The organism is Sphingomonas nostoxanthinifaciens, assembly GCF_019930585.1.
GTDB classification, from domain to species: Bacteria; Pseudomonadota; Alphaproteobacteria; order Sphingomonadales; family Sphingomonadaceae; genus Sphingomonas_I; species Sphingomonas_I nostoxanthinifaciens.
This window is the reverse complement of sequence record NZ_CP082839.1, coordinates 3,703,217-3,726,712: the sequence shown is the minus strand read 5'-3', so window position 1 is coordinate 3,726,712 and position 23,496 is coordinate 3,703,217. Positions and strand designations below refer to the sequence as shown.

General features: G+C 68.0%; 26 protein-coding genes. 12 read left to right on the top strand and 14 right to left on the bottom strand.

The genetic code is table 11. The features are described from left to right. Window positions 1-122 precede the first annotated feature (122 nt). Window positions 123-914, top strand: a complete 792-nt coding sequence (locus K8P63_RS17660) for a DUF4167 domain-containing protein (protein WP_223797297.1) — start codon at window positions 123-125, stop codon at window positions 912-914. A 226-nt stretch (window positions 915-1,140) separates the two neighbouring features. On the opposite strand, the gene rpoZ is transcribed toward K8P63_RS17660, so the two are convergent. After that, window positions 1,141-1,482 (bottom strand): DNA-directed RNA polymerase subunit omega, encoded by a 342-nt coding sequence (gene rpoZ / locus K8P63_RS17655; RefSeq protein ID WP_223797296.1) that lies wholly within the window; start codon window positions 1,480-1,482, stop codon window positions 1,141-1,143. Window positions 1,483-1,558: 76 nt separating this feature from the next. On the opposite strand from rpoZ, the gene K8P63_RS17650 reads away from it, so the two are divergent. The 4 genes from K8P63_RS17650 to K8P63_RS17635 all read left to right on the top strand — a co-directional run bounded on the left by K8P63_RS17650 (window position 1,559) and on the right by K8P63_RS17635 (window position 5,866). Further along, a complete protein-coding gene (locus K8P63_RS17650) occupies window positions 1,559-2,716 on the top strand; it encodes a phospholipase D-like domain-containing protein (RefSeq protein WP_223797295.1) in 1,158 nt (385 codons plus the stop codon). A 140-nt stretch (window positions 2,717-2,856) separates the two neighbouring features. Continuing rightward, complete coding sequence (locus tag K8P63_RS17645; protein WP_223797294.1) at window positions 2,857-3,771, top strand: DMT family transporter; 915 nt, start codon at window positions 2,857-2,859, stop codon at window positions 3,769-3,771. A gap of 61 nt (window positions 3,772-3,832) precedes the next feature. Beyond that, window positions 3,833-4,561, top strand: coding sequence for a metallophosphoesterase family protein (locus K8P63_RS17640; protein ID WP_223797293.1), 729 nt, complete (start codon window positions 3,833-3,835; stop codon window positions 4,559-4,561). A gap of 39 nt (window positions 4,562-4,600) precedes the next feature. Beyond that, on the top strand, window positions 4,601-5,866 hold the full coding sequence (locus K8P63_RS17635) for a dipeptidase (protein ID WP_223797292.1): 1,266 nt from the start codon (window positions 4,601-4,603) through the stop codon (window positions 5,864-5,866). A gap of 39 nt (window positions 5,867-5,905) precedes the next feature. On the opposite strand, the gene K8P63_RS17630 is transcribed toward K8P63_RS17635, so the two are convergent. From K8P63_RS17630 to K8P63_RS17595, 8 genes are all read right to left on the bottom strand, one after another. Beyond that, entirely contained in the window at window positions 5,906-6,103 is a 198-nt protein-coding gene (locus K8P63_RS17630; RefSeq protein WP_223797291.1) for a PspC domain-containing protein, read from the bottom strand. A 315-nt stretch (window positions 6,104-6,418) separates the two neighbouring features. Beyond that, window positions 6,419-7,366: a type II secretion system F family protein gene (locus K8P63_RS17625; RefSeq protein ID WP_223799874.1), complete on the bottom strand. Its 948-nt coding sequence runs from the start codon at window positions 7,364-7,366 to the stop codon at window positions 6,419-6,421. A 43-nt stretch (window positions 7,367-7,409) separates the two neighbouring features. Continuing rightward, complete coding sequence (locus tag K8P63_RS17620) at window positions 7,410-8,363, bottom strand: type II secretion system F family protein (RefSeq protein WP_223797290.1); 954 nt, start codon at window positions 8,361-8,363, stop codon at window positions 7,410-7,412. A 10-nt stretch (window positions 8,364-8,373) separates the two neighbouring features. Continuing rightward, window positions 8,374-9,624, bottom strand: coding sequence for an AAA family ATPase (locus tag K8P63_RS17615; RefSeq protein WP_223797289.1), 1,251 nt, complete (start codon window positions 9,622-9,624; stop codon window positions 8,374-8,376). Next, window positions 9,621-9,986 (bottom strand): CpaD family pilus assembly lipoprotein, encoded by a 366-nt coding sequence (locus tag K8P63_RS17610; protein WP_223797288.1) that lies wholly within the window; start codon window positions 9,984-9,986, stop codon window positions 9,621-9,623. Before K8P63_RS17610 ends, K8P63_RS17615 begins: the two co-directional genes overlap by 4 nt. Window positions 9,987-10,006: 20 nt before the next feature. After that, on the bottom strand, window positions 10,007-11,500 hold the full coding sequence (locus K8P63_RS17605; RefSeq protein ID WP_223797287.1) for a type II and III secretion system protein family protein: 1,494 nt from the start codon (window positions 11,498-11,500) through the stop codon (window positions 10,007-10,009). A 4-nt stretch (window positions 11,501-11,504) separates the two neighbouring features. After that, on the bottom strand, window positions 11,505-12,515 hold the full coding sequence (cpaB, locus tag K8P63_RS17600) for a Flp pilus assembly protein CpaB (protein WP_223797286.1): 1,011 nt from the start codon (window positions 12,513-12,515) through the stop codon (window positions 11,505-11,507). 48 nt (window positions 12,516-12,563) lie between these two features. Continuing rightward, complete coding sequence (locus K8P63_RS17595; protein ID WP_223797285.1) at window positions 12,564-13,031, bottom strand: A24 family peptidase; 468 nt, start codon at window positions 13,029-13,031, stop codon at window positions 12,564-12,566. Between the two features lie 58 nt (window positions 13,032-13,089). Between K8P63_RS17595 and K8P63_RS17590 the strand changes: the two genes are divergently transcribed. Continuing rightward, entirely contained in the window at window positions 13,090-14,181 is a 1,092-nt protein-coding gene (locus tag K8P63_RS17590; protein WP_223799873.1) for an NAD(P)/FAD-dependent oxidoreductase, read from the top strand. Window positions 14,182-14,258: 77 nt separating this feature from the next. Beyond that, window positions 14,259-14,693, top strand: coding sequence for a nuclear transport factor 2 family protein (locus K8P63_RS17585; protein WP_223797284.1), 435 nt, complete (start codon window positions 14,259-14,261; stop codon window positions 14,691-14,693). Between the two features lie 55 nt (window positions 14,694-14,748). On the opposite strand, the gene K8P63_RS17580 is transcribed toward K8P63_RS17585, so the two are convergent. From K8P63_RS17580 to K8P63_RS17565, 4 genes are all read right to left on the bottom strand, one after another. Then, complete coding sequence (locus K8P63_RS17580) at window positions 14,749-15,423, bottom strand: COQ9 family protein (RefSeq protein ID WP_223797283.1); 675 nt, start codon at window positions 15,421-15,423, stop codon at window positions 14,749-14,751. Further along, window positions 15,423-16,304: a DMT family transporter gene (locus K8P63_RS17575; protein WP_223797282.1), complete on the bottom strand. Its 882-nt coding sequence runs from the start codon at window positions 16,302-16,304 to the stop codon at window positions 15,423-15,425. The genes K8P63_RS17580 and K8P63_RS17575 overlap by 1 nt, the downstream gene beginning before the upstream one ends. 214 nt (window positions 16,305-16,518) lie before the next feature. Beyond that, entirely contained in the window at window positions 16,519-16,962 is a 444-nt protein-coding gene (locus K8P63_RS17570) for an OsmC family protein (protein ID WP_223797281.1), read from the bottom strand. After that, complete coding sequence (locus tag K8P63_RS17565; protein WP_398287897.1) at window positions 16,959-17,684, bottom strand: sterol desaturase family protein; 726 nt, start codon at window positions 17,682-17,684, stop codon at window positions 16,959-16,961. Before K8P63_RS17565 ends, K8P63_RS17570 begins: the two co-directional genes overlap by 4 nt. Before the next feature lie 45 nt (window positions 17,685-17,729). Here K8P63_RS17565 and crtY point away from each other — a divergent pair, with 45 nt between their 5' ends. From crtY to K8P63_RS17540, 5 genes are read left to right on the top strand one after another with little or no spacing between them, the layout of a single operon-like run. Next, entirely contained in the window at window positions 17,730-18,893 is a 1,164-nt protein-coding gene (crtY, locus tag K8P63_RS17560) for a lycopene beta-cyclase CrtY (protein WP_223797280.1), read from the top strand. Then, the gene (locus K8P63_RS17555) at window positions 18,890-20,380 is read left to right on the top strand and encodes a phytoene desaturase (RefSeq protein ID WP_223799871.1); all 1,491 of its coding nucleotides are present in this window, start codon (window positions 18,890-18,892) and stop codon (window positions 20,378-20,380) included. The genes crtY and K8P63_RS17555 overlap by 4 nt, the downstream gene beginning before the upstream one ends. Next, window positions 20,377-20,958: an LOG family protein gene (locus K8P63_RS17550; protein ID WP_223797279.1), complete on the top strand. Its 582-nt coding sequence runs from the start codon at window positions 20,377-20,379 to the stop codon at window positions 20,956-20,958. The genes K8P63_RS17555 and K8P63_RS17550 overlap by 4 nt, the downstream gene beginning before the upstream one ends. Next, complete coding sequence (locus K8P63_RS17545) at window positions 20,955-21,890, top strand: phytoene/squalene synthase family protein (protein ID WP_223797278.1); 936 nt, start codon at window positions 20,955-20,957, stop codon at window positions 21,888-21,890. Before K8P63_RS17550 ends, K8P63_RS17545 begins: the two co-directional genes overlap by 4 nt. Then, entirely contained in the window at window positions 21,891-22,289 is a 399-nt protein-coding gene (locus tag K8P63_RS17540) for a hypothetical protein (RefSeq protein WP_223797277.1), read from the top strand. A gap of 443 nt (window positions 22,290-22,732) precedes the next feature. Here the strand turns inward: K8P63_RS17540 and K8P63_RS17535 are convergent, their stop codons facing one another. Continuing rightward, the gene (locus K8P63_RS17535) at window positions 22,733-23,302 is read right to left on the bottom strand and encodes an FxDxF family PEP-CTERM protein (RefSeq protein ID WP_223797276.1); all 570 of its coding nucleotides are present in this window, start codon (window positions 23,300-23,302) and stop codon (window positions 22,733-22,735) included. Window positions 23,303-23,496: the final 194 nt, after the last annotated feature.

Sequence of the window (23,496 nt, the reverse complement as noted above, 5' to 3'; positions counted from 1 at the left end):
GAAGCCTGAGCCCCGGTTGGGTTGACGAAATTCCCGGGCGTGCGGCCCCGGATGCGGACTTCCGGGGTAGGCCCGGTTGGGAGTGGTGACGTAGACCACAAGTGAAGGACTCGACCAACTTGATGAACAACCGTCAGAACGGTCGCCGTCGCGGCCGTGGCGGACAGCAGGCGCGTAATGGTCAGCCTGGGGTCCCGGATCGTGGCAGTCGGCTCGACAATCGTGCCCGCGGTAATGCCGCCCAGTTGCTTGAGAAATACAAGACGCTGGCGCGCGATGCGCAGATGCAGGGCGACCGCGTCAACACCGAATATTATCTGCAGTTCGCGGATCATTATTTCCGCGTGCTGAGCGAGAATCGCTCGCGGTTCGAGGAGCAGCAGCAGCAACGCCGCGGTCGCGAGGATTTCAACGAGTTCGGTAACGAAGGCGACGACGCCGACGGCCAGTCCGAAATGGGTGCCGACGACGGCTGGGACGACGGCTTCGATGCCCGCCCGCCGCAGCAGCAGGCACCGCAGCAGCGCGCCCAGCAGCCTTCGCTGCAGAACGGCCAGCCGCGGCGCGAGCAGCGTCCGGCATATCAGCCCGAAGCCGCTGCCGACGAATCGCGCGGGCAGGAGCAGGCACCTGCCGCCGCCCGCGGTGAAATGGGCGACGCCGACGGCCCCCGCCGCGATGGCCGGCGTGGCCGGCGCAACAATAACGGCGCATCGGCAAACGGCGCGCCCGCGAACGGATCGGCCAACGGCCATGACGAACTGGCGCTCGAGCCGGCGCGGATCGCGATCGACCTGCCGCCGCGCCTGACCGCCGAACCGGTGGCCGAGAGCGAGGCTGCGGAGGCTGCCCCGAAGCGCCGCCGCGCGCGCAAGCCCAAGTCCGAAGTCGAGGCCGAGACGGTCGACGCCTGAAACGGCGGCGAGCGTCTAGACTGAAAACGGCCGCGCTCCCTGGGGAGCGCGGCCGTTTTTCATTGTGTCGGTCGAATCAGGCTAGGCCTGATGCAGATGCCGCGATGCCCGACGCTATACGCGGCGCGCACCTCGCGATGGAATCGCCACGCGGGCACGGCCGCGCAGCGGACGATGCCGCGCGCGAGGAGATCGAAGCGGCCGGCAGACGAGCCGGCCGGATCGCTTATTCGTAATCGGCGCCGAGATTCTGCGTGCGCGGCGGCGCGGCAGCGGTGAGGCGCAGCGCCTCGGCCGACTGCGAGAGCGAGCCGATCGCATCGGGCGCGTCTTCCTCGTCGATCTGCACGCGCTGCAGGCCGGAAATCACCGATTCGTGCAGCTCTTCGGGCAGGACCATTTCCTCGGCGATCTCGCGCAGCGCGACCACCGGGTTCTTGTCGCGATCGCGATCGATCGTCAGTTCGGCACCGCCGGAGATCTGGCGGGCGCGCTGGGCTGCGAGCAGCACCAGGTCGAACCGGTTGGGAATCTTGTCGACGCAATCTTCGACGGTAACGCGCGCCATATTGAACGCTCCGCTTGACCAAGCATTGGTAGGATGTGGAAGTCGCGCGAGATAGGACGACGGCGGAGCGAAGTCAATGAAAGCGACGGATGCGGCCGGGTCGCCGCCGCGAACCTTCGCCGTCGAGGGTCAGCGGCTGACCCTGCTCGCGGGCGGCACCGAGCGGCTGGCGGCGCTGATCGACCTGATCGACCGAGCCGAACACAGCCTGCGGCTGCTCTATTACATCTACGCCAACGACGATGCCGGGCGGACGGTGCGCACCGCGCTGGCGCGCGCCTTGGGCCGCGGGGTGACGGTCGCGCTGATCGTCGACGATTTCGGCAGCGCGCTGCCCGAAGATTTCTTCGCGGGGCTGGCCGAGCAGGGCGCCGATATTTGCCGGTTCGTGCCGCGTTTCGGCCGCCGCTATCTGCTGCGCAATCATCAGAAGCTCGCGCTGGCCGACGAACGGATCGCGATCGTCGGCGGCTTCAACATCGCCGACGATTATTTCGACGATGCGCGCGGCTGGCGCGATCTGGGGCTGCGCGTGGACGGCTCGGTCACCGCGCATCTGGCGCGATATTTCGACGCGCTCGCGCGCTGGACGCATCAGCCGAACGCCCGGTTGCGCGACCTGCGCCGCACGCTGTCGCGCTTCAGCCAGACGAACGGGCGCGTGCGCTGGCTGCTCGGCGGCCCGACGCGGCGGCTGAGCCCATGGGCGCGCGCGCTGCGCGGCGAGGTTCGCGTGGCCGCGCGGCTCGACATCATCGCCGCTTATTTCGCGCCGACGCCGCGGATGATGCGCGCGATCGAAAGCGTCGTGCGGCGCGGCGGCACGGCACGCGTGCTGACCGCTGCGAAATCCGACAATGACGCGACCATCGCCGCCGCGCGCCACACGTATCACCGCCTGCTCAAACGCGGCGTGCAGCTGTTCGAATATCAGCCGACGAAGCTGCACACCAAATTGTTCGTGGCCGACGACGCCGTCTATGTCGGGTCGGCCAATTTCGACGTGCGCAGCCTGTTCCTCAATCTCGAGATCATGCTGCGGGTGGAGGATGGTGCGCTCGCAGCGGCGATGCGCGCTTATTTCGACGGCGAGCTGAGCCGATCGGCGGCGATCGATCCTGCGCGGCACGAACGTGCGAGCTGGCTGACGCGGCTGCGCTGGAGCGCGGCCTATTGGCTGGTGTCGGTGGCGGACGGGCGGATCACGCGGCGGATCAGCTTCGACGCGGAGTGAGCCGCCGATCGGCCGGCGAAGATGGGCGAGGCCCGGCGATTGCGCTTGGGGGTTGACCCGCCTCCTCCTTGGATCAGACAAAGGCGCGCACGCCCCATCTCGCCTCCGCGAGCTAACGTCGCGGCATAGGGGGAACGCAGATGGCGGAGCGCAAGGAGATCGACGCTGGGGCGACCGCGCTGATGGTCGTGCTGTGCGCGATCTGGGGCATGCAGCAGGTCGCGATCAAGGCGGCCGCGCCGCTGATGGCGCCCGTGTTGCAGGTGGCGATCCGCTCGGGCGTGGCCGCGGTCGTGATCGCCGGGCTCGTGCTTGTTCGCGGCGAAGCGGGGGCGCTCCGATCGGACACGTGGCGGGCAGGCATCATCGTCGGGCTGCTGTTCGCGATGGAATTCCTGTTCGTCGGCGAGGGGCTGCGCTTCACCAGCGCGTCGCACATGGCGATCTTCCTTTATACCGCGCCGATCTTCGCCGCGCTGGGCCTCCACCTGCGCCTGCCCGAGGAGCGGATGACCGCGCTGCAATGGTGCGGGACCGGGGTCGCGTTCGCGGGGATCGTCGTCTCGTTCGCCGGTCGTGGCGCTGCCAATGCGGGCAGCACCGTCTGGATCGGCGATCTGCTCGGCATCGCCGCCGGCGCCTCGTGGGGCGCGACGACGCTGGCGGTGCGCTTCTCGATCCTCTCGGATACGCCTGCGACCGTCACCCTGCTGTACCAATTGCTCGGCGCGTTCGTGTTGCTGACGATATCGGCACTTTTTCTGGGGCAGACGGGGGTGACGGTGGCGCCGCTGCTCGGCGTTAGCCTGGCGTTCCAGATCGTGCTCGTCTCGCTGGTCAGCTTCCTCGCATGGTTTTCGCTGCTGCGTATCTATCTCGCGTCGCGGCTGGGGGTTCTGGCATTCATGACGCCGCTGTTCGGGGTGAGCTTCGGCGTGCTCATCCTGGGCGAGCGGCTGGACCCGTCTTTCGTGATCGGCGCGCTGTTCGTGCTGGGCGGCATCCTTCTGGTGGCCGGACGCGATCTCTTCGGCCGCCGCCGCCTGGCGCGATAACGCCGCAACGGACGCCGGCCTCTTACGGAACCCGGTCGCGCGATCGTGCGCTGATCGCGGCATGGCACGGCTGTTCCATGTCTCCGACCTGCATTTCGGGCGCGAGGATGCCGCCGCGCTGCGCTGGTTCGCCGATGCGGTGCGCGCCGAGCGGCCTGACGCGGTGATCTGCACCGGCGACCTGACGATGCGCGCGCGCCGGCGCGAGTTTGCGGCGGCGGCGGAGTGGCTGAAGGCGCTGGCGGTGCCGGTGACGGTCGAGCCCGGCAATCATGATCTGCCTTACTTCAATCCGGCAGCGCGGCTGCTCGATCCCTATCGCCGCTTCCGCGCGGTTTCGGGCGCGGTCGCGCGGCCGCTTGCCTTGCCCGACGTGATCCTCGTGCCGCTCAAGACGACCGCGCGGCTGCAGTTGCGCCGGCTGTCATGGGGGCGGGTGTCGAGGTCCGGGCTCGTCGCGGCGCTGTCGATGCTGCACGCCAAGCCGCCCGGCGCGATCGCGCTCGTCGCCTGCCACCATCCGCTGGTGCGCACCGACTTTACCGGTCACGGCGACACCGCCGGTGGCGTCGAGGCGCTAAGGATGCTGGCGGAGGCGGGCGCCGATGCGGTGCTGAGCGGCCATGTCCATGATGGCTTCGACATGCCCTGGCGCTGGGCAGGGCGCACGGTGCGGCTGATCGGCGCGGGCACATTGTCCGAACGGCTGCGAACAACGCCGCCCTCGTTCAACGAACTGCGCGTGGCGGACGGCGCGCTGGAGGCGATCGCGCGGGCGATGCCGGCCTGAGGCTTGCCGCCGCGCCCGCGCGCCGCCATCGTCGGCGTCATGCGCTCGCTCCTCCTCGCCGCCCTCCTCGCCAGCCCCGCCATCGCCGCCGACCCGATCGAGACGCGCGTCGCGCGCATCCTGAAGGCGACGCCGCTGATCGACGGGCATAATGATTGGCCGGAAAGCCTGCGCGGGCGCGAGGGCGAGGGGCGCTGGACCAAGGATCTCACTGCCGGGCTCGATCGCGCGCCCGTGCCCTACAACACCGATATCGCGATGCTGCGGCGGGGCATGGTCGGCGGCCAGTTCTGGTCGGTCTACGTCTCGGCCGATCTGCCGCAGGACAGCCAAGTGATCGAAACGCTCGAGCAGATCGATCTCGTGAAGCAGATCGTCGCGCGCTACCCGCAGGTGCTCGCATTGGCGACCACCGCTGCCGACGTGCGCCGTATCCATGCGCAGGGCCGGATCGCATCGATGATGGGGGTGGAGGGCGGCGGCCAGATCGACGGCCGGCTCGCGATCCTGCGCACCTACAAGGCATTGGGCGCGGGCTATCTGACGCTCACTCATTCGCGCACGATCGACTGGGCCGATTCGGCGACCGACGATCCGAAACATGACGGCCTCACGCCGTTCGGCGAGGCGGTCGTGCACGAGCTCAACCGCATCGGCATGCTGGTCGACCTCAGCCACGTCAGCGAGGCGACGATGCTCGACGCGCTGCGGGTGGCGAAGGCGCCGGTGATCTTCTCGCATTCGGGCGCGCGCGCGGTCGACGATCATCCGCGCAACGTCTCCGACGACGTGCTGCGCAAGGTGGCCGCCAATGGCGGCGTGGTGATGGTCAATTATTCGCGCAGCTATGTCACCAATGCCTACCGGCTGTGGTCGGCGGATCGCTCGGCGGAGAAGACCCGGCTCAACGCGCCGCCGTTTGGCGGCCTCTATATCGGCCAGCCCGACAAGGCGGCGGCGGCGCTGGCCGAATGGGACAAGGCGCATCCCGCGCCGCGCGTGACGATGGACGACGTGATCGCGCACATCGAGCATATCCGCGCAGTGGCCGGGATCGACCATGTCGGGCTCGGATCGGACTATGACGGGGTCGACAATTCGCTGCCCGAGGGGCTGGGCAACGTATCGACCTATCCCGCGCTCATCGCCGCTATCCTGCGGCGCGGATGGAGCGATGCCGATGCGGCGAAGCTCGCCGGCGGAAACGTGCTGCGCGTGATGGAAGCGGCGGAGAAGGTGTCGGCGGCGATGGCGGCCGAGCTGCCGGCCACCGCGACCGAGGCGGCGCTCGATCGCGGCCACTGAGGGCGCCGCTCGCTCCCGCCCGTGCGGGAGGACAGGCCCTCAGCGACGATCGAGGTGGAACGCCACTGCAGCGGCGCAGTAAGCGACGAGCGTCGGCATGAACGCCCAGAACAGCAGCACGATCGCGACGATCCGCAGCAACGTGTCGTCGATGCCGGTGCGATCCGAAAGTGCCGCGCACGTTCCGAACAGCTTGCCGCGGTTCGGGACGGGGTTGGTCATATCATCGCGGACCATCTGGTCCTCCTCTCCAAGAAAATGATGGGTCAGGCGATCAGCGCGACCGGGCCGGCGGCGGCGAAAATGCATGCCGCGCTGACGGCGAATGCGACGAGGCCGACGCCGATCTGGCTGGCGAGCGAAGAAGCGAAGTTGGTCATGATAGTCTCCCTTTCGATGCGCCGGACCATTCCGGCGACACATCCAGGGATTGCATGAGCCGTGCCAAACACGGCGCAGAGGGCGATCACATCGCAATCGGACGATTCATATCGCACGCGTTACGGATGGTTGGTGAACCGCGCAGAAAGTTGGCGCGTTTTGCGAGAGCGATCAGCTCTTCAACATATTGTCGCTGATCGAGCAGGCCGCGGGCCCGAGGATGACGACGAACAGCACCGGCAGGATGAACAGGATCAGCGGCACGGTCATGATCGCGGGCAGGCGCGCCGCTTTCTCCTCGGCCTTCATCATGCGTTCGTGACGGAACTCGGCCGACAGCACGCGCAGCGCCGAGGCCAGCGGCGTGCCGTATTTCTCGGTCTGGATCATCGTGGTGGTCACGCCGCGGATCGATTCGAGATCGACACGCGATGCGAGATTCTCGAACGCCTGACGCCGTTCGGTGAGGAAACCCAGCTCGATCGCCGTCAGCGCGAACTCGTCGCCAAGCTCGGGATAGCCCTTGCCGAGTTCCTTGGCGACGCGATGGAAAGCGGCGTCGACCGTCAGGCCGGCCTCGGCGCAAATGACGAGCAGATCGAGCGCATCGGGCAGGCCCTTGCGGATCGCGGCGGTGCGCTTGGTGATCTTGTTCTGGACGTACAGATCGGGCGCCTTGTAGCTCAGCACCAAGGTGCCGGCGACGAGCAGATAGCGCTGGAACCCGCCCCAGTTCGGAAACCAGTCGAGCACGTAGACGAACAGGATGGCGAGCCCGCCCAGGCCGAGCGGCAGCGTCATGCGCGCGAAGATGACGCTGATCGCGGCGTCCTTCGAACGGATGCCGGCCTGCATCAGCTTGGTCTGGGCCGCCTTCAGCTGCGAATCCTGCAGCACCTTGAAGTTGCCGAGCAGCGCCCGCATGCGGTCGGTCGCCTGGCTCGACGGGGCGAGCTTGGCGCGCTTGCGCGTCGAGGCGGTGATCCCGGCCTTGAGCTGCTCGCGCCGTTCGTTCAGCGCCTTCACCCGCTTCGCCATCGGATCGCGCACGCTGCCGGCGGCGTAGATCGCGACGAGCAGGGCGAACACGCCCGCCGCCGACATCAAGGTCGCCGCCATCGTGACGTCCAGCCCGAAGGGTCCGCTTCCGCCCACGTCTTCCTCAGATCTCGAAGTTGATCATCTTGGCCATGATGAACACGCCGATGCTCATCCACAGCCCGCCGCTCATGGCCGCGATCACCAGCCGCTGGTCGGAGAAGAAGCTGCCCATATAGCCGGGGTTGATGTAGTAGATCAGCCCGAACACGACGAACGGCAGCGCGCCGATAATGTAGGCCGACGCCTTCGATTCGGACGACATCGCCTTGATCTTCAACCGCATCTGCATGCGCTTGCGCAGCACGTCGGCGAGGTTGGAGAGCGTTTCGGCCAGATTGCCGCCGGTTTCGCGCTGGATCGCCAGCGTGATGACAAAGAACTGGAATTCGGGCGTGGCGAGGCGATCGGCGCTTTCCTGTAGCGCCGCCTCCATCGTGCGGCCGATCCGCATGCGGTCGGCGACCGCGCGGAACTCGATCCCGACCGGGCCGGGCATCTCGACGCCGACCACCGCCAGCGTTTCCGAGATCGGCAGGCCCGAGCGCAGGCCGCGCACCAGCAGTTCGATCGCATCGGGAAACCGCTGCACGAAGCTCGCTATGCGGCGCTGGCCCAAGCGCCCGACCACCATGTACGGCAGGCCGATGCCGGCAAACAGCCCGGCGAATAGCGTCAGCAGCAGCGGCGCGCCGCGCGCGAGCAGCGCAACCCACGCCACGATCGCGATGACGGCGCAGGCGAGCGCATAATGGCCGAGCGTCCACGGCCGGCCGGTCATCTCCAGGCGACGGCGGAACAGATCCGGATTGGGCAGCAGCCGGCCGAAGGTGGTGTCGAGCTTGCTGTCGCGCTGCGAGGCGATGCGGCGGAGCTGCGTTTCCACCACGTCCGGGGCGTGGCGCGCGCGCACGGCCGCCAGCCGGCGCTTGCGCGTCTTGGTTGCCGGTCGGCGCTCGAGCACGAACCACAGGCCGCCGAGCGTCAGCAGCGCCGCAAGGAGGACGATCGCGATCATGCCGTCCGCGTCAGGCCTTCGGCTTCTTCGCGATGGCGAATTTCAGCTCGCGCAGGCGCCCGAGCAGCGAGGCGCCGCGCAACGATCCGGCGCGCTCCTCGTCCAGCACCGCATCGGCCAGCAAAGCGAGCGACTGGCCGATCTTCGCCGCCTTCGCCACCTCCGACAGCGGCTTGCCGGTCTTCGCCGCCTGTACCGTCAGCTTGGGCTCGAACGGCAGCAGCATGTCGAGCTTCTGCTCGATCGAGCTTTCAAACTCCTTGCGCGTGATTTCTTCCTGGCCCGCCGCCGGCACCTTGTTGGCGATCACCAGCACGCGCGTCCGCGGGGCGTTGGCCTTGAGCCACGAGAGCAATCGGATCGTGTCGCGCGCGGCGGCGAGCGTGAGCTCGGTCACCAGCACCGTGACGTTCACATCCTGCAGCAATGCCGGATGCTGCACCAGCATGTGGCGCGGCAGATCGAGGACGGTGCAGGCGAAGGCGCCGCGCAACTCGTCCTGAAGCTGGTAGAAGGCCTGGCCGTCGCCGGTGAGCGGCTGGCTGATCGGCGCCTCGGCCGAGAGCACGCCCAATTTGTCGCTCGGCCGCACCAAAGCGCGCTCGAGGAACAGGCCGTCGATGCGCCCGGGATTCTCGATCGCGTCGGTCAGGCCGCGTCCGGGCTCGAGGTCCAGCGCGAGCGCGCCGGTGCCGAAATGCACGTCGAGATCGAGCAGGCCGGTCGAACGCCCACGTTCGGAAAGCAAGGTGGCGAGGCTGACCGCCATCATCGAGCCGCCCGCACCGCCGCGCACGCCGATCACCGCCGCCATCATGTGCGGCACCTCGATCGCGGTCTCCGCCGCGCGCGCGCCGGCGATCGCGGACTGCGCCTGCATGACGGCATCGCGCAGCTGATCGTTGGAGACCGGCTTCACCAGATAATCGTGCAGGCCGGCCGCGATCAGCTCACGATAGAAGCGCACGTCGTTGATGTGCCCGCAGGCGATCACCATCGTGCCGGGCTCGCACACCTCGGCCAGCGCGTTGATGTCCTCCAGCGGATCGCCCGATTCGGACAGGTCCACCAGCAGCACCGCCGGCGACGGCGAGACGGCGAGGCTCTGCACCGCATAGCGCAGCCCCCCCGAATGGATGCGCTCGTGCGGCCAGCCCATGTCGCTGGCGATCGCGCGCGCCGCATCCTCGGTATCGAGATCGCACAGGAAGGCGCTGAACGGATCGCGTACATGTCCGCGCGGAAGGAACGGCGCGTTCACTGATTGCCTCCCTTCGACGACACCGACGTGGTCGTCTGCCACTGCTTCGAGGTCGGCACGGCCTCACGCCATGCCTTGATCGCGCGCGTACCGACATCGCTCTGGCCGGAGCGGTCGGCGCGGCCGTGGAGGAGATCGGCCGGGTCGGCGATCATCGCGGCGAGGTTGATGGCCGTGGCGCAGCCATAATTGGACGACTGCCCTTCGTTCGCGCCGAGCGTCGGCACCGACCAATCGGGGCAGTTCTGCACCTTGGCGGCATTCGCCGAAACCACCGGCTGGTGCGGATTGTCCACGCCCTTGTAGCCGGTCGCACAGGCGGCGAGCGGCAGGACGAGGATGAGAGGAAGGAAGCGGATCATCGCCGTCGTCTCCATACGCATCATGGCTTGACCGGTTCGGGCGCGGTGGTCCCGGCGGCGGTCGGCAGCGGCCGGCTCTTGGCGCCGTCGCTGACCGAGGAGCGATCCTCCAGCACGCGCTCGGCGGTGGTCGCCATGCGATAGCCGTCGGTCGGCAGCGCGATGTTCTTCGCGTCGGTCGGCTTCACCAGATAGGGCGTCACGACGACGATCAATTCGGTCTCGTCCTTGCGGAAACCGTTCGAGCGGAACAGCGCGCCGATGATCGGCAGGTCGCCCAGGAAGGGCGCCTTGTCGGTGTTGTTGTTGTGGCTGTTCTGGAGCAGGCCGCCGATCGCGAAACTCTGGCCCGAGCCCAGCTCGATCGTCGTCTCCACCCGCCGCGTGGTGAGCGCGGGGATCGAGAAGCCGTTGACCTTGACCGATCCGCTGTCGGACAGCTGCGACACTTCGGGCCGCACGCGCAGCGCGATCCGCCCCGCGCTCATCACCGTCGGCGTGAAGGCGAGGCTGACGCCATATTGCTTGAACTCGACCGAGGTGGAGCCGAGGCCCTGGCTCTGCGGGATCGGGATCTCGCCGCCCGCGAGGAAGGTCGCGGTCTCGCCCGACAATGCCACGAGATTGGGCTCGGCCAGCGTGGTGACGAGGCCGTCCTGCTCGTAGAGCTGAAGGCTGGCGATGAAATCCGCGCCGAAGACGTGGCCGGCAATGCCCAGCGTGGTGCCGGCAAGATCGTTGAAGGTCGCGATCGTCTGGCCGGTGGTGGTGCCCGACGCCGAGTCCAGCCCCGTCGTGTTCGTCGTCAGCGTGCCCGGCGTCCCGTTGTTGATGTGGAACAGCGGATTGCCCTGCGCCCGATTGGCGAGATTGACGCCGATGTTGCGGATCACCGAACGGCTGACCTCGGCGATCTTGACCGCCAGCATCACCTGTTGCGGCGTCGCGATCTTCAGCCGGTTGAGAATCTGCACGCTGCCGCCGGTGAATTTGTCGGTCAGGCGCTCGGCCTCTTCCGCATCCTTGGGGCTCAGCACGGTGCCGGTGAGCAGCACCATGCCGCCCACGGGCGTGGCGGTGATGTCGTCTTCCGGCATCGCCAGCCGCAGCATCTCGCCGACCTGGGTCAGGCCGTTGCCGACGCGGACGTTCGACGACCAGACGACGTGGCCGTTCTTGTCGGTGGCGTAGACGCTGGTCTGGCCGGTCTTTTTGCCGAACAGATAGAGCTGGGTGGTGCTCTTCACCTGCACGTCGGCGATCGAATCGTCGGCGACGAACATGCCGCTGATCGGGCGCGGCATGCGGATCAGCTCGCCGCTGGAGACCGACAGCGAAAGCGTGCGCGCCGGCAGCACGGCCTGCGCCGCGGTGGACGAGGCGCCGGCCGCGACATCGGCGCCGGCGGCCTCTTCGGCGCGCGCCGGCGAGGCCAAAGCGGCGAGCGTCGCGGAGACGAGCGCTGCGATCAATGTCGCCATGCCGCCCTGGCGCAGGAAGGAAGCGGAACGCATGGGCCTAGAAGCTCCCGACGGGCGTGGAGGTGACGTTGGCGCCGCGCGCGACCACGACGACCGACCCGCGTGGGGCGGCTGCGGAAGACGCGGGGCCGGGGACCGGCCCGGCCGGTGCGCCGGCCTCGGGCTTGCCGGGGACATTGGCGCGCTGGAAGCGCGAGACGTCGGCGCCGGTGGAGAAGCTGGCGTCGCCGTCCGAGGGGCGCGAGGCGAGCTGCAGCATCATCGCCTTCTCCGCCTTCGGATCGGTGGTGTCGGGCACGTTGACCTCGCCGGCGGCGATCTCGCGCTCCAGCTCCATGCGGTCGTCGGCGATCGAGCGCAGCGACAGCGACAGCTGGCCGACCGACTGCGCGACCGCGATCTTCTCGGACAGCTTCGGCGTGGTCTCCAGCGTCACGTTGGAGAATGCGGTGACGACGGTCTTGCCATTGTCGTCGGCGGCCTTGTCGGTGCGCTGGTCGGTGGCGAGCACGCGCACGTTGCGCACGATCGTCTCGGCGACCTTGAGCGGCTGGCCGTCGCCGCCGCCGGCGACCGCCTGCGTCAGCAGGATATCGACGCGGTCGCCCGGAAAGACGAAGCCGGCCACGCCCGACTGGGCCGAGACCGAGATTGTGACCGCGCGCATCCCCGGCCCGAGTGCGGCAGCGAGGAAGCCGCGATCGCCCGGCTTGATGAGCGAGCCCTGCGTGATCGGCTGGCCGGCGGTGATGGCGTAGCGCACGACCGTGCCGATCAGCGCCTGCGCGGGCTGCTGGCCCTTCAGATAATAAGCGCGCTCGACCAGATCCTTGGGCCACGGCTGGTAGCGGAATGCATCGGGGGCGACGATCGTGCCGACCTGCAGCGGGCGGGTGGCGACGAGCACTTCGGGCCCGGTCGGCGTCGGCGGCACGGCCGCCTGCGCCTGCGGCGCGGCCGATCCGCCGAGCATGCCGTGCACCGTAACGGCGCAGACGGCGGCGAACACCAACGCCCCCACCATCAGCATGAGCTTCCGAACATCCATGCGCGTCACTCGTCCCCGAAGCAGCGAGCCCCATCGGGCCCCGCGCTGCTATGCGGCCGGCAAAGTTAATTTTGCGTTTGCCATTATCGCGAGCGTGGCGACGCAAATGGCGACGCCGTAAGGAATTTCCGGGCGTCCGGGCTGCGCGCGAAGGCGGTGCCACAGCAGCATTGCGAGCGTCAGCACGCCGCCGCCGATCGCCATCCACACCAGCATCGCAAGCAGCGCGCCCGGCGGCAGCCACAGCGCCAGCGCGGCGATCAGCTTCACGTCGCCGCCGCCCATCATGCCGGCGGCGAAGGCGGCGCCGAACAGGACGAGCATCGCGATGCCGAGGCCGATCTGCAGCGCGATTGCTGCGCCCGACAGGCCGGCCGCCAGCCACCAGCCGATCGCCAGCAGCGCGATCGCGGCGTTGAGCATGTTGGGAATGATGCGGCTGCGTATATCCAGCCCCGCCGCCGCCACCAGCAGCAGCGCGAGCATCGACAGGAGGAGGGGTTGAAGCGGCGGCATCCCAGATTGCTCTAGACGCGTGCGCTTAACCGGCGGTAACCACCCGCCCGTGGACGGCTTGCGCGCCGATATCGCCATTATCGGCGCAGGCATGGCGGGGGCGAGCCTCGCCGCGGCGATCGGCGACCGCGCGCGCGTGGTGGTGATCGAGGCGGAGGCGCATCCCGGCTATCACGCGACCGGTCGCTCGGCGGCCTTCTGGTCCGAAACCTATGGCGGGCCGCATGTCGAGCCGCTGACGCGCGCGTCCTATGCGGCGCTCGTCGGCGGCGGCTTTCTGCGGCCGCGCGGCGAGGTGCATATCGCCGACGCCGCCAGTCATGCCGCGCTCGATGCCCTGGCAGCGACGTTCGCCGACAGCGGCGTGACGCTCCAGCCGCTCGATCGCGCAGACCTCGAAGCGATGATCCCCGGCCTCGCGCCGGCCTATGATCGCGGCATGGCGGAGCCGACCTGCCGCGACATCGACGTCGGCGGCCTTCATGCCGATGCGCTGGCACGGCTGCGGCACGCCGGAATCATGCTGCTGACCGATGCGCGCGTGACGGCGATCGAGCGGGCGGGGGCGAACTGGCGGGTCGAGACGCTGGGCGGCGCGGTCACCGCCCCGATCGTCGTCAATGCCGCGGGTGCGTGGGCATCCCCGGTCGCGGCGCTGGCCGGCGCGCAGCCGATCGCGATCACGCCCTATCGGCGCACGATGGTGCAACTCGCGCTCGATCCGCCGGCACCGGCCGAGCTGCCGCTGGTGATGGACGCGGCCGGTCGCTTCTACTTCAAGCCCGAGGCCGGCGGCCGGCTGTGGGTGTCGCCGCACGACGAGACGCCGACGCTGGCGCACGACGTCGCGCCCGAGGAACTCGACGTGGCGATCACGATCGACCGGCTGCAACAGGTGGTCGACTGGCGCGTGCTCAAGCGCGAGCGCGCGTGGGCCGGCCTGCGCAGCTTCGCGCCCGACCGCCTGCCGGTCTACGGCTTCGACCGCCATGCGCCGGGCTTCTTCTGGTTTGCGGGGCAGGGTGGGTTCGGCATCCAGACGGCGCCGGCTGCGGCGGCGATCGGTGCGGCGCTGCTGCTGGGCACCTCGCTGCCGGAGACGGTCGCCGCGATCGACGTCGCCCGCTACGCGCCGGCACGCTTCGGCTAGGGCGTCGGCTGACGCATCGACAGCGCGAAACGCATTGCCCGATTGCGGATGTTTTTCCGGTGCGACATCCTGCCCGGATGAAGGCCATCGCCCTGTTCGGGTCCGTCTTGCTGATCCTGGCCAATAAGGCGGCTCCGTCGCCGCAGGTCGCCGCCGTCTGGGCGCAGGAGCGGGCATATTGGCAGGCGACGGTCGATCAGGACGATGCCGTCTACCAAAGCCTGTGGCATCCGGCCTTCCTCGGTTGGCCATGCGACGAGAAAATGCCGGTTTCGGGACGTCCGCCGCACATGGTTCGCGATGCCGTCAAGCGGAGCTACGCGATGCGCGGGCAGGTGGCGACCGAGGCGCCCAACCTCGTCTCGACCTTCTACCATGCCCGCGAAAAGGACGTGATGCCGGGCGGGAAAGTCGCGGTCACCGACTATGAGGTTACCCATACATGGGTGCCGACACGGGCGGGCTGGAAGATCATAAGCGGAATGTGCAAGCATCCCGTCGCCGGCCGTTAGCTGACCGCCGCTCGGCAGTCTTTGCGCCGCGACGTTTGGAGAGCCTGACGCGCCGTCAACTCGCCGGATAGCGGAGGCGGCCGAGGAAGCGCGAGACGCTGAACATCCGTTCGGGATCGGGCTTGAGCCGCGCCTTGACCTTCTCGAAACGCATCACGTCGTCGATGCGGCGAGCGAGGAAGGCGCGCGTGTCGGCATGACCCTCGCTCTCGTCGTCGAGAAAGGCGAGCAGGGTGGTGGCATAAACGCCGCCGAGCGTCGTGCGCTTGGTATAATAAGCGAAGTCGGTCGCACGGTCGCCCGCCAGCCGCCACATCGCATCGGCGGCGCGCCAGCCGAGCCGCGCACCGGCGGCGATGTTCGCGGGCAATGCCAGTACGGCAAGCGCGCGGCGCAGCGCCTCCTTGTCCGGCGCGGCGGCGTCGATCCGCGCCAGCACCAGCGCGGCGATGCGCTCGCGGATCTTCATCGCCGCCAGCCGCTCCGGCGGAAGCGCCGCCGTCATCGCGCGGTCGATGGCGGCGAACCACGCGTCGATCATCGCCACCGGCCCGTCGACGAAGGCGAGTCGCGCGCGTTCGGCCGGCACGCCCAGCCGTGCGGCGGCGGCATCCAGCGCAGCGTTGGTCCAACCCTCGAACGCCGCCTCGGCGGGCAGCAGCGGCGCGAGCGCGTCGCGCAGTTCGTCGAGCGTGAGATCGTCGGCAGTCATGACGGCGAGTTGGGCCATCACGCCTCCGCCCGCAAGGGCCGTCGTTCGCGAATCAGCAGCACTGCTGCTGCAATGGCGACCGCGCCGACCAGATCGGGTGGGCCCAGCCGCTCACCATAGATCACCCAGCCGATCAAGGTCGTCACCACCGGCTGAACGAGCAGCATCAGCCCGACGACCAACGGCGTTACCCGGCCGATCGCATAGAGGATCAGCCCCTGGCCGATGATCTGGCTGCCCAGCGACATCAGGATCAGCGGGGTCCAGTCGTGCGGCCATACATGCTCGCCCGTCGCCAGCGCCAGCAGCAGCAGCCCGGGCGTGGCGGCGGCGCCCGAAATGGCCAGCACGGTGAGCGGGCCCATCGCGCCGCGCGTGCGGCCGATCGCGATCAGGTAGAGCGTGTAGCTGAGCCCGGCGAAGATGCAGAGCAGATCGCCGACGATGCCGTGCGCCGACAGGCTGTACGAACGGCCGAGCAGCAGCACCGCGCCGGCCACCGCGAGCAGCAGCGCCGCGCTTTGCCGCCGGCTCGGCCAATGGCGGGCGACCAGGAAGCCGTAGGCCGGAAACAGGATCGCGGTGACGTTGCCGAGCAGGCTCGCATTGGCGAGCCGCGTGTGCAGGATACCGACATGCCACGCGCCGAGATCGGCGGCGAACATGACACCGCCGAAGATCGCTGCCGCCATCGGCCAGCCGGCGCGGCGCGGTGCCGGCTCACGCGCCCAGGCGGCTGCCGCCAGCAGAGGTACGGCGAGCGCGATGCGCCAGAATGCGGAAGCGAGCGGCCCGATCAGCGACTCGGTCTCGGCCAATCGTACCGCCCACGGTCCGCAGGCGAGGCAGATGTTGGCGAGCAGCAACGCCGGAATGGCGAGCGCGGTCGAAGTGGGCACGGCGGGGCGGGATAACGTGGCGGTCACGCCTGCGGTGTAAAGCAAGCGCCACCGGGGTCGACCCCTGCCCGATCAAGGCCAGAAAAAAGGGCCAGCCCCGAAGGGCCGGCCCGTAAAAGTTTAGGAGAGGATGCCTGAAAGGCACCGGCTTTGTGGCGGAATGGTATACGACTGACAATTCATTTTGTTGCAGCGCACAATGCAAGATTTGCATTTACGATTGGGTTACGATGACGGGAAATGCAACCGAGCGGGCGATGAAGCACGCCTCGTGCGCGCGGTGATGCAGTTCAGGGAGCAGGCCGGCGTCGCCCGAAGCGATGGTCACGCGCGGGTTGAGCACGACCCGCTCGAACCGGCCGCTGACGCCATCCTCGACCATGATGCCCTCGGCATCGTCATGATAGGCGGTCACCACCAGCCCCGCCTCGGCGGCGAGGTGGAGGAACCATAATTTGTGGCAGGCGGCGAGGCTGGCGACGAGCAGCTGCTCGGGGTTCCAGCGCGTCGGATCGCCGCGGAAGGCGGGGTCGGACGAGCCGGCGATATCCGGGCAACCCTCGGCGCCGATCACATGATCACGCGCATAATCGCGATATCCGGTGGTGGCGCCGCTCCAGTCGACCGCGACGCGATACGCATGGCGCCGCCCGATCACGGCGCGAACTGGCCGAGCCCGCGGTCGGTGCCGCACAGCCGATCCCACAGCCGGAAATAGAGGCCGTAATTGCAGCGATAGTCCTTGTGGTGGCGCTGATGGTGGCTGGCGGTGATGATCCAGCGCCCGGCCGGCCCCTCGACCATCCTGCGCGGGAACAGTTCCCACCCCATGTGATTGGTCACGCCCATGATGGTCATGATCGTCAGCACCGTGCCCAGCATCGCGACATGGATCGGAATCAGGAAAACGAGCGCGGGGATCACCACCGCGCCGGTCAGCGCCTCCCATGGATGGAAGCTCATCGCCGCCCACGCGGTCGGCGGACGGCTGGCATGGTGGACGGCGTGCATCGCCCGGAACAGGCGCGGCCGGTGCATCGCGCGATGCGTCCAATAGAACCACGTATCGTGCGCAAGCAGATAAAGCAGCACCGACACCGGCATCCACCACAGGGGATAGGCGTGCGCATCGGCGTAGATCCGCGTCCAGCCGCGCGCCTGCCAGCCCCACGCCACGACGCCTGCGGGCACGCCGTAGATCGCGGCCGAAGCGAGGCTCCAGCCGATTTCGCGTGTGATCTGGCGACCTTGGCCCGCATAGAGGTTGGGCCGGTGCACGCGGGTGGCCAGCGCGAAGCCGGCGCTCGCCGCCAGATAGCGGACGGCGACGATCAGCGTCATGGTCAGTGCAGCGAACAGGACGGACAGTGCGATCGCCATGCCGCCGCTATAGGCGCGGGCAGCCCCGTTCGATAGAGCAACCCGATGCATGCCCCGTACATGACGACCGACCTGCTCATCGCCGGAGCGGGTCTGAGCGGCAGCCTGATCGCGCTGGCGGTTGCCAAGGCCCGACCCGAAATCCGCGTGACGCTGGTCGAGGGTGGCGCGCGCATCGGTGGCAACCATGTCTGGTCGTTCTTCGACAGCGACGTGGCGGGTGCGGGCGCCGATCTGCTGGCGCCTTTGGTCTGCCACCACTGGAGCGGCCACGACGTCGCCTTTCCCGCTTTCCGCCGCACGCTCGACGGCGGCTACAATGCGATCGAGAGCGAGCGGCTCGACGCGGTGGTGCGCGCGGCCCTGCCGGCCGATCGCATCCTGACCGGGGTGGACATCACCACCCTCGACCGCGACGGCGCGACGTTCGCCAACGGGCGGCGGATCGCGGCAAGCGGGGTGATCGACACGCGCGGTTTCACCGGCGGCGATGCGCTCCAGCTCGGCTGGCAGAAATTCGCCGGCCGCGTGCTGCGGCTGGCACGACCGCACGGAATCGATCGGCCGATCATCATGGACGCAACGGTCGATCAAAGCGACGGCTATCGCTTCGTCTACCTGCTGCCGTTCGGGCCCGACCGCATCTTCGTCGAGGATACCTATTATACGCCAGAGCCCGATCTCGACGTGGCCGCGCTCGAGCGGCGCATCCTTGGCTATGCGACTGCGCGCGGTTGGTATGTCGAGGCGGTCGAGCGCGCCGAGGCCGCCGCTTTGCCGATCGCGATGGGCGGCGACATCGACCGCATCCTCGCCGGCGACGTTGCCAAGGCGGGGATGGCGGCGGCGCTGTTCCACCCCATGACCGGCTATTCTTTGCCCGATGCAGTGCAGACCGCGCTGCTGGTGGCGGGGCAGCGCGACCTGTCGAGCGCGGCGTTACGCACGATTCTGGTCGCGCATGCGCGGCAGACGTGGCGTGCGCGCCGCTTTTATCGCCTGCTCGCCGCGATGCTGTTTCGCGCCGCCGATGCGCCGGAAACGCGCTATCGCACGTTCGAGCGTTTCTATGGTTTGGGGGAAGATCTCATCGCACGCTTCTACGCCGCGCGCTCGACACCGCTCGACAAGGCGCGCATCCTGATGGGCAAGCCGCCCGTACCGATCGGGCGCGCAATGGGGGTGATGATGCAGGGCGGATGGCGTTGACGCGCAGCGCGGCGGTCATCGGCGCGGGCTTCGGCGGGCTCGCGCTCGCGATCCGGCTGCAGTCGGCGGGCATCGCGACGACCTTGGTCGAGGCGCGCGACAAGCCGGGCGGACGTGCCTATGCGTGGCAGCGCGACGGCTTCACCTTCGATGCCGGGCCGACCGTCATCACCGATCCCGCCTGTCTGCGCGAATTATGGGCGCTGTCGGGGCAGGACATGGCGCGCGACGTCACCTTGCTGCCGGTCAGCCCCTTCTATCGGCTCAACTGGCCCGACGGCACCAACTTCGATTATTCGAACGACGAGCCGGCGTTGCGCGCGGAAATTGCGAAGCTCAATCCCGACGACGTCGCGGGCTATGCCCGCTTCCTCGATTATGCGGCGGGCGTCTATCGCGAGGGCTATGAGAAGCTCGGCACGACGGCATTCCTCGATTTCTCGCAGATGATCCGCGCGGCGCCCGCGCTCGCCAAATATCAGGCGTGGCGCTCGGTCTATTCGATGGTGTCGTCGTTCGTGAAGGACGAGCGGCTGCGCCAGGCGCTGTCGTTCCACACCCTGCTCGTCGGCGGCAATCCGATGACCACCAGCGCGATCTACGCGTTGATCCACAAGCTGGAAAAGGCCGGCGGCGTGTGGTTCGCGCAGGGCGGCACGAACGCGCTGGTGCGCGGCATGGTCGCTTTGTTCGAGCGGCTCGGCGGGACGGTGCGGATCGGCGATCCGGTGGTCGAGATCGAGACGCTCGGCGACCGCGCCACCGGGCTCGCCACCGCGAGCGGCTGGCGGCAGAGCTTCGATGCGGTCGCGTCCAATGCCGACATCATGCATTCCTACCGCGATCTGCTGCGCGGCAGCGGACGCGGGCGTCGCGTCGGGCGCGCGCTCGCGAACAAGCGCTGGTCGCCCTCGCTGTTCCTCGTCCATTTCGGCGTGCGCGGCAGCTGGTCGGGCATCCCGCACCACATGATCCTGTTCGGGCCGCGCTATCGCGGGCTGCTGACCGACATTTACGATCATGGCGTGCTGCCGGCCGATTTCTCGCTCTACCTCCACCATCCGAGCGTGACCGATCCGACGATGGCGCCCGAGGGCCATTCGACCTTCTACGCGCTGGCGCCGGTGCCGCATCTCGCCAAGCTGCCGATCAACTGGGAGGATGTGCAGGAAAGCTATGCCGACCGCATCCTTGCGGAAATCGAGCGGCGGCTGATGCCGGGGCTGCGCGAGCGGATCGTGACGCGCTTCCATTACACGCCGGTCGATTTCCAGCGCGATCTCAACGCGCATCTCGGCTCGGCCTTCAGCCTGGAGCCGGTGTTGACGCAGTCCGCCTGGTTCCGCACGCACAATCGCGACGATGTCATACCGAATCTGTATTTTGTCGGTGCCGGCACCCATCCCGGTGCGGGCATCCCCGGTGTGGTCGGATCGGCCAAGGCCACCGCGGCGTTGATGGTCGAGGATCTGGAGACGAAGGCTTGAGGCGACTGGCAGTCTATTGCGGATCGGCGACGCCGGCCGATCCGCGATTCATCGAATGCGCGCAGGCGACCGGCCGCACTTTGGCCGAGCGCGGCATCACCGTCGTCTATGGTGGCGGCCGGCTGGGGCTGATGGGCGCGCTTGCCGACGCGGCGCTGGCGGCCGGCGGCGAGGTGATCGGCGTGATCCCGGCGGCACTGGTCGGGATGGAAGTGGCGCATCGCGGCCTCTCGGCGCTGCAGGTGGTCGGCACGATGCACCAGCGCAAGCAGGCCTTCACCGATCTGTCCGACGGCTTCGTCACCTTGCCCGGCGGCACGGGCACGATGGACGAATTGTGGGAGGCGCTGAGCTGGGCGCAGCTCGGCTATCACGCCAAGCCGGTCGGGCTGCTCAACGTCGCCGGTTTCTTCGACGGGCTGCTCCAGTTCGCGGCGACGATGGCCGAGGTGGGCTTTCTGCGGCCGCAGCATCGCGGGCTGCTGATCGCGAGCGACGGGATGGACGATCTCCTCGCCAAGATGGCGGCGTTCGAGCCGGCGACCGCGATCATCCAGATGCAGGCGGCGGACCTGTGACCGATCGCGCGGCCCTCGTCGCCGCGGCGCGCGTGTCGATCGCGCGCGGGTCGAAATCGTTCCGCTTCGCCTCGACCCTGTTCGACCGGCGCACGCGCGAGAAGGCATGGCTGCTCTACGCATGGTGCCGCGCGTGCGACGATCTCGCCGACGGGCAGGAGATGGGGCACGGCATGCACGTCGTCGACGATGCGGCCGAGCGACTGGCGACGATCCGCACGCAGACCGCGCGCGCGCTCGCCGGCCTGCCGACCGGCGATGCCGCGTTCGACGGCTTCGGCGTGGTTGCGCGCGAATGTGGCATCTCCGCCGTGCTGGCCGACGACCTGATCGAGGGGTTCGCGCTGGATGCTGCCGGCTGGCGGCCGCGCACCGAGGAGGATCTCTACCGTTATTGCTATCATGTCGCGGGCGCGGTTGGCGTGATGATGGCGCTGGTGATGGGTGTGAAGCCCAGCGATCGCGCGACGCTCGGCCATGCCTGCGATCTCGGCATGGCGTTCCAGCTCGCCAACATCGCCCGCGACATCACCGAGGATGCGGCGGCAGACCGCTGCTATCTGCCGTCCGACTGGCTGGCCGAAGCGGGGATCGCGCCGCGCGAGGTCGCCGATCCGCGCAACCGTCCGGCGCTGGCGCTGCTCGCGCAGCGGCTGGCCGAGGCGGCAGCGGCGTTCGAGGCGACCGCCAAGGCCGGCACGCCCGCGCTCGGCAACCGCTCGGCATGGGCGGTGCTGTCGGCCGCCGGCATCTATGGCGGGATCGCGCGCAAGGTCGCGCGGCGCGGCAGCCACGCGTGGGACGCGCGCGTCGTCACGTCGAAGCTGGCGAAGCTCGGCTCGGTGTTGTGGGCGGCGGCGCAGGCGGCGACGCGCTGGCGCTATGGCAGGCGCACCGATATGGCCCTGTGGCGGCCATCCTCGCTGGCCTGAATGGTCGGGATCGTGCTGATCGCGCTGGCGATGTCGATCGCGCCCGATCCGGATACCGGCCCCGAAATCGTCGTTCGCGGCCGGCAGAAGGAGATTCTCGTGCTCGGCCGCAAGCTGGCCGACTGGCGCGGGCAGACGCATCTCTTGCACGGACGAATCACCTGCCGGACGCAGCAGACGACCGGCGATCGACAGCTCGACAAGCTCGGCTGCACCGTCATGCGGATTTGCGTCCCGCCGCAGGAGGCGCGGCTGCTGGCGATCTCGCGCGAGCCCGACGAAACCTTGCGGCACGACCATGTCGAGGCGGTCAATCGCGAGATCGAGGCCTGCGCTACGGATGAACGCAGCCGGCGCATCGCGAAGCTGGTCGACGAGCGGGCGGCGGCCGAACGCTAGCCGCGCGCTCCGGCGCGATCAAGATCGTGAACCCATAAACGACCGCTTTCGGCACAACGGCTGAACGGCTGAGATTGGTGGATTCCGCTCGGTCCGGTTTTGGCGACACGGAAGTCTCTAGCGGACCGTCCGTTCCGACGATTCCAGCCGACGGCTTGCGACCAGATATCGCCGTTCGACCGTGGTGGCGCGCATGTCCGGATCTGACGAAAGCTGCCGAGCGAATTAATCGAAGCGAACGATCGGCAGTGCACCCAGACTTCAACGCTGAGCAACCTATATGCAGTGATTAGAAGTCAAACGCGGAGGCCCTGCAGTTGGTCTACCGAACGGGCCGAAACATGCCGACGATTTTAAAACCGACGTTGCTGGATTGACCTTCCGCTGGACCGCCCGTCTTCTGATGCTACCTGGTCGCAATCACCCGCCGCCTGGGCAGGCCTTCAGACGAAGCGAACGGCAGCCCGCCGATGCCGACGCAAGGTTGCGCCAAGCAAACCAAATCCAGTTAGCATCATCACCCACGTCTTTGGCTCAGGAACTGCGGAGTCATCGCCCGTGGGAATAAACGTGACGTTGCCACCGTACGACCCGTTACCACGCGACATTCCGGTGACTACGATTTCGTTCAAAGCCCCCAATGTGATTGGCACTCCAAACAGATAATAGGTTTCCACCAAATTACCGGGCGTCACTATACTTGACGCGGCCATCCCGTTCACGGTCACCGAGCTAATATCGAGGTCGGTAATATCCTCAAATAAAGAAGTGCTCGTCGTCAGTGAACCGCTGCCGACCCCGGACTGGCCCAATGTAAATTGAAACTTGTCCGTGAAGCTGCCTAGCGAAATCCCCGTATGACCAATCGTCGCGGAAACCGTGCCAGAAAAAGGATCGCCGGTGACCTGGAATTCGTGATCTCCGGGCGTATAGATCGTTGTCGCGGATATCGCAGGGGGAACTACTGCCGTTGCAAGGGCTAGCCCAATGAGACTGATAATCACCTTATGCATAAGCGATCCTTTGCCCGACGATTTCGTGTTCCTCTTCTCGCCGCACGCAGCATAGGCGTGACGACTCCATTAATCTGTGGTTAACATGCGACCTATGCACGGTCAATGGTCGTCATATAGCTCGAACTACTTGTTCCTGGGTATCGGTGAGCTTGGGCTTTGTGGGGTCTCATTCGAGAAGAGCGGATTGTCCG

What these genes read in the sequence shown, in the direction of transcription:
- K8P63_RS17660 (WP_223797297.1), top strand. Translation starts at nt 123, where the DNA reads ATGAACAACCGTCAGAACGGTCGCCGTCGCGGCCGTGGCGGACAGCAG.
- rpoZ (WP_223797296.1), bottom strand. Translation starts at nt 1,482, where the DNA reads ATGGCGCGCGTTACCGTCGAAGATTGCGTCGACAAGATTCCCAACCGG.
- K8P63_RS17650 (WP_223797295.1), top strand. Translation starts at nt 1,559, where the DNA reads ATGAAAGCGACGGATGCGGCCGGGTCGCCGCCGCGAACCTTCGCCGTC.
- K8P63_RS17645 (WP_223797294.1), top strand. Translation starts at nt 2,857, where the DNA reads ATGGCGGAGCGCAAGGAGATCGACGCTGGGGCGACCGCGCTGATGGTC.
- K8P63_RS17640 (WP_223797293.1), top strand. Translation starts at nt 3,833, where the DNA reads ATGGCACGGCTGTTCCATGTCTCCGACCTGCATTTCGGGCGCGAGGAT.
- K8P63_RS17635 (WP_223797292.1), top strand. Translation starts at nt 4,601, where the DNA reads ATGCGCTCGCTCCTCCTCGCCGCCCTCCTCGCCAGCCCCGCCATCGCC.
- K8P63_RS17630 (WP_223797291.1), bottom strand. Translation starts at nt 6,103, where the DNA reads ATGGTCCGCGATGATATGACCAACCCCGTCCCGAACCGCGGCAAGCTG.
- K8P63_RS17625 (WP_223799874.1), bottom strand. Translation starts at nt 7,366, where the DNA reads ATGGCGGCGACCTTGATGTCGGCGGCGGGCGTGTTCGCCCTGCTCGTC.
- K8P63_RS17620 (WP_223797290.1), bottom strand. Translation starts at nt 8,363, where the DNA reads ATGATCGCGATCGTCCTCCTTGCGGCGCTGCTGACGCTCGGCGGCCTG.
- K8P63_RS17610 (WP_223797288.1), bottom strand. Translation starts at nt 9,986, where the DNA reads ATGATCCGCTTCCTTCCTCTCATCCTCGTCCTGCCGCTCGCCGCCTGT.
- K8P63_RS17605 (WP_223797287.1), bottom strand. Translation starts at nt 11,500, where the DNA reads ATGCGTTCCGCTTCCTTCCTGCGCCAGGGCGGCATGGCGACATTGATC.
- cpaB (WP_223797286.1), bottom strand. Translation starts at nt 12,515, where the DNA reads ATGGATGTTCGGAAGCTCATGCTGATGGTGGGGGCGTTGGTGTTCGCC.
- K8P63_RS17595 (WP_223797285.1), bottom strand. Translation starts at nt 13,031, where the DNA reads ATGCCGCCGCTTCAACCCCTCCTCCTGTCGATGCTCGCGCTGCTGCTG.
- K8P63_RS17585 (WP_223797284.1), top strand. Translation starts at nt 14,259, where the DNA reads ATGAAGGCCATCGCCCTGTTCGGGTCCGTCTTGCTGATCCTGGCCAAT.
- K8P63_RS17580 (WP_223797283.1), bottom strand. Translation starts at nt 15,423, where the DNA reads ATGGCCCAACTCGCCGTCATGACTGCCGACGATCTCACGCTCGACGAA.
- K8P63_RS17565 (WP_398287897.1), bottom strand. Translation starts at nt 17,684, where the DNA reads ATGGCGATCGCACTGTCCGTCCTGTTCGCTGCACTGACCATGACGCTG.
- crtY (WP_223797280.1), top strand. Translation starts at nt 17,730, where the DNA reads ATGCATGCCCCGTACATGACGACCGACCTGCTCATCGCCGGAGCGGGT.
- K8P63_RS17540 (WP_223797277.1), top strand. Translation starts at nt 21,891, where the DNA reads ATGGTCGGGATCGTGCTGATCGCGCTGGCGATGTCGATCGCGCCCGAT.
- K8P63_RS17535 (WP_223797276.1), bottom strand. Translation starts at nt 23,302, where the DNA reads ATGCATAAGGTGATTATCAGTCTCATTGGGCTAGCCCTTGCAACGGCA.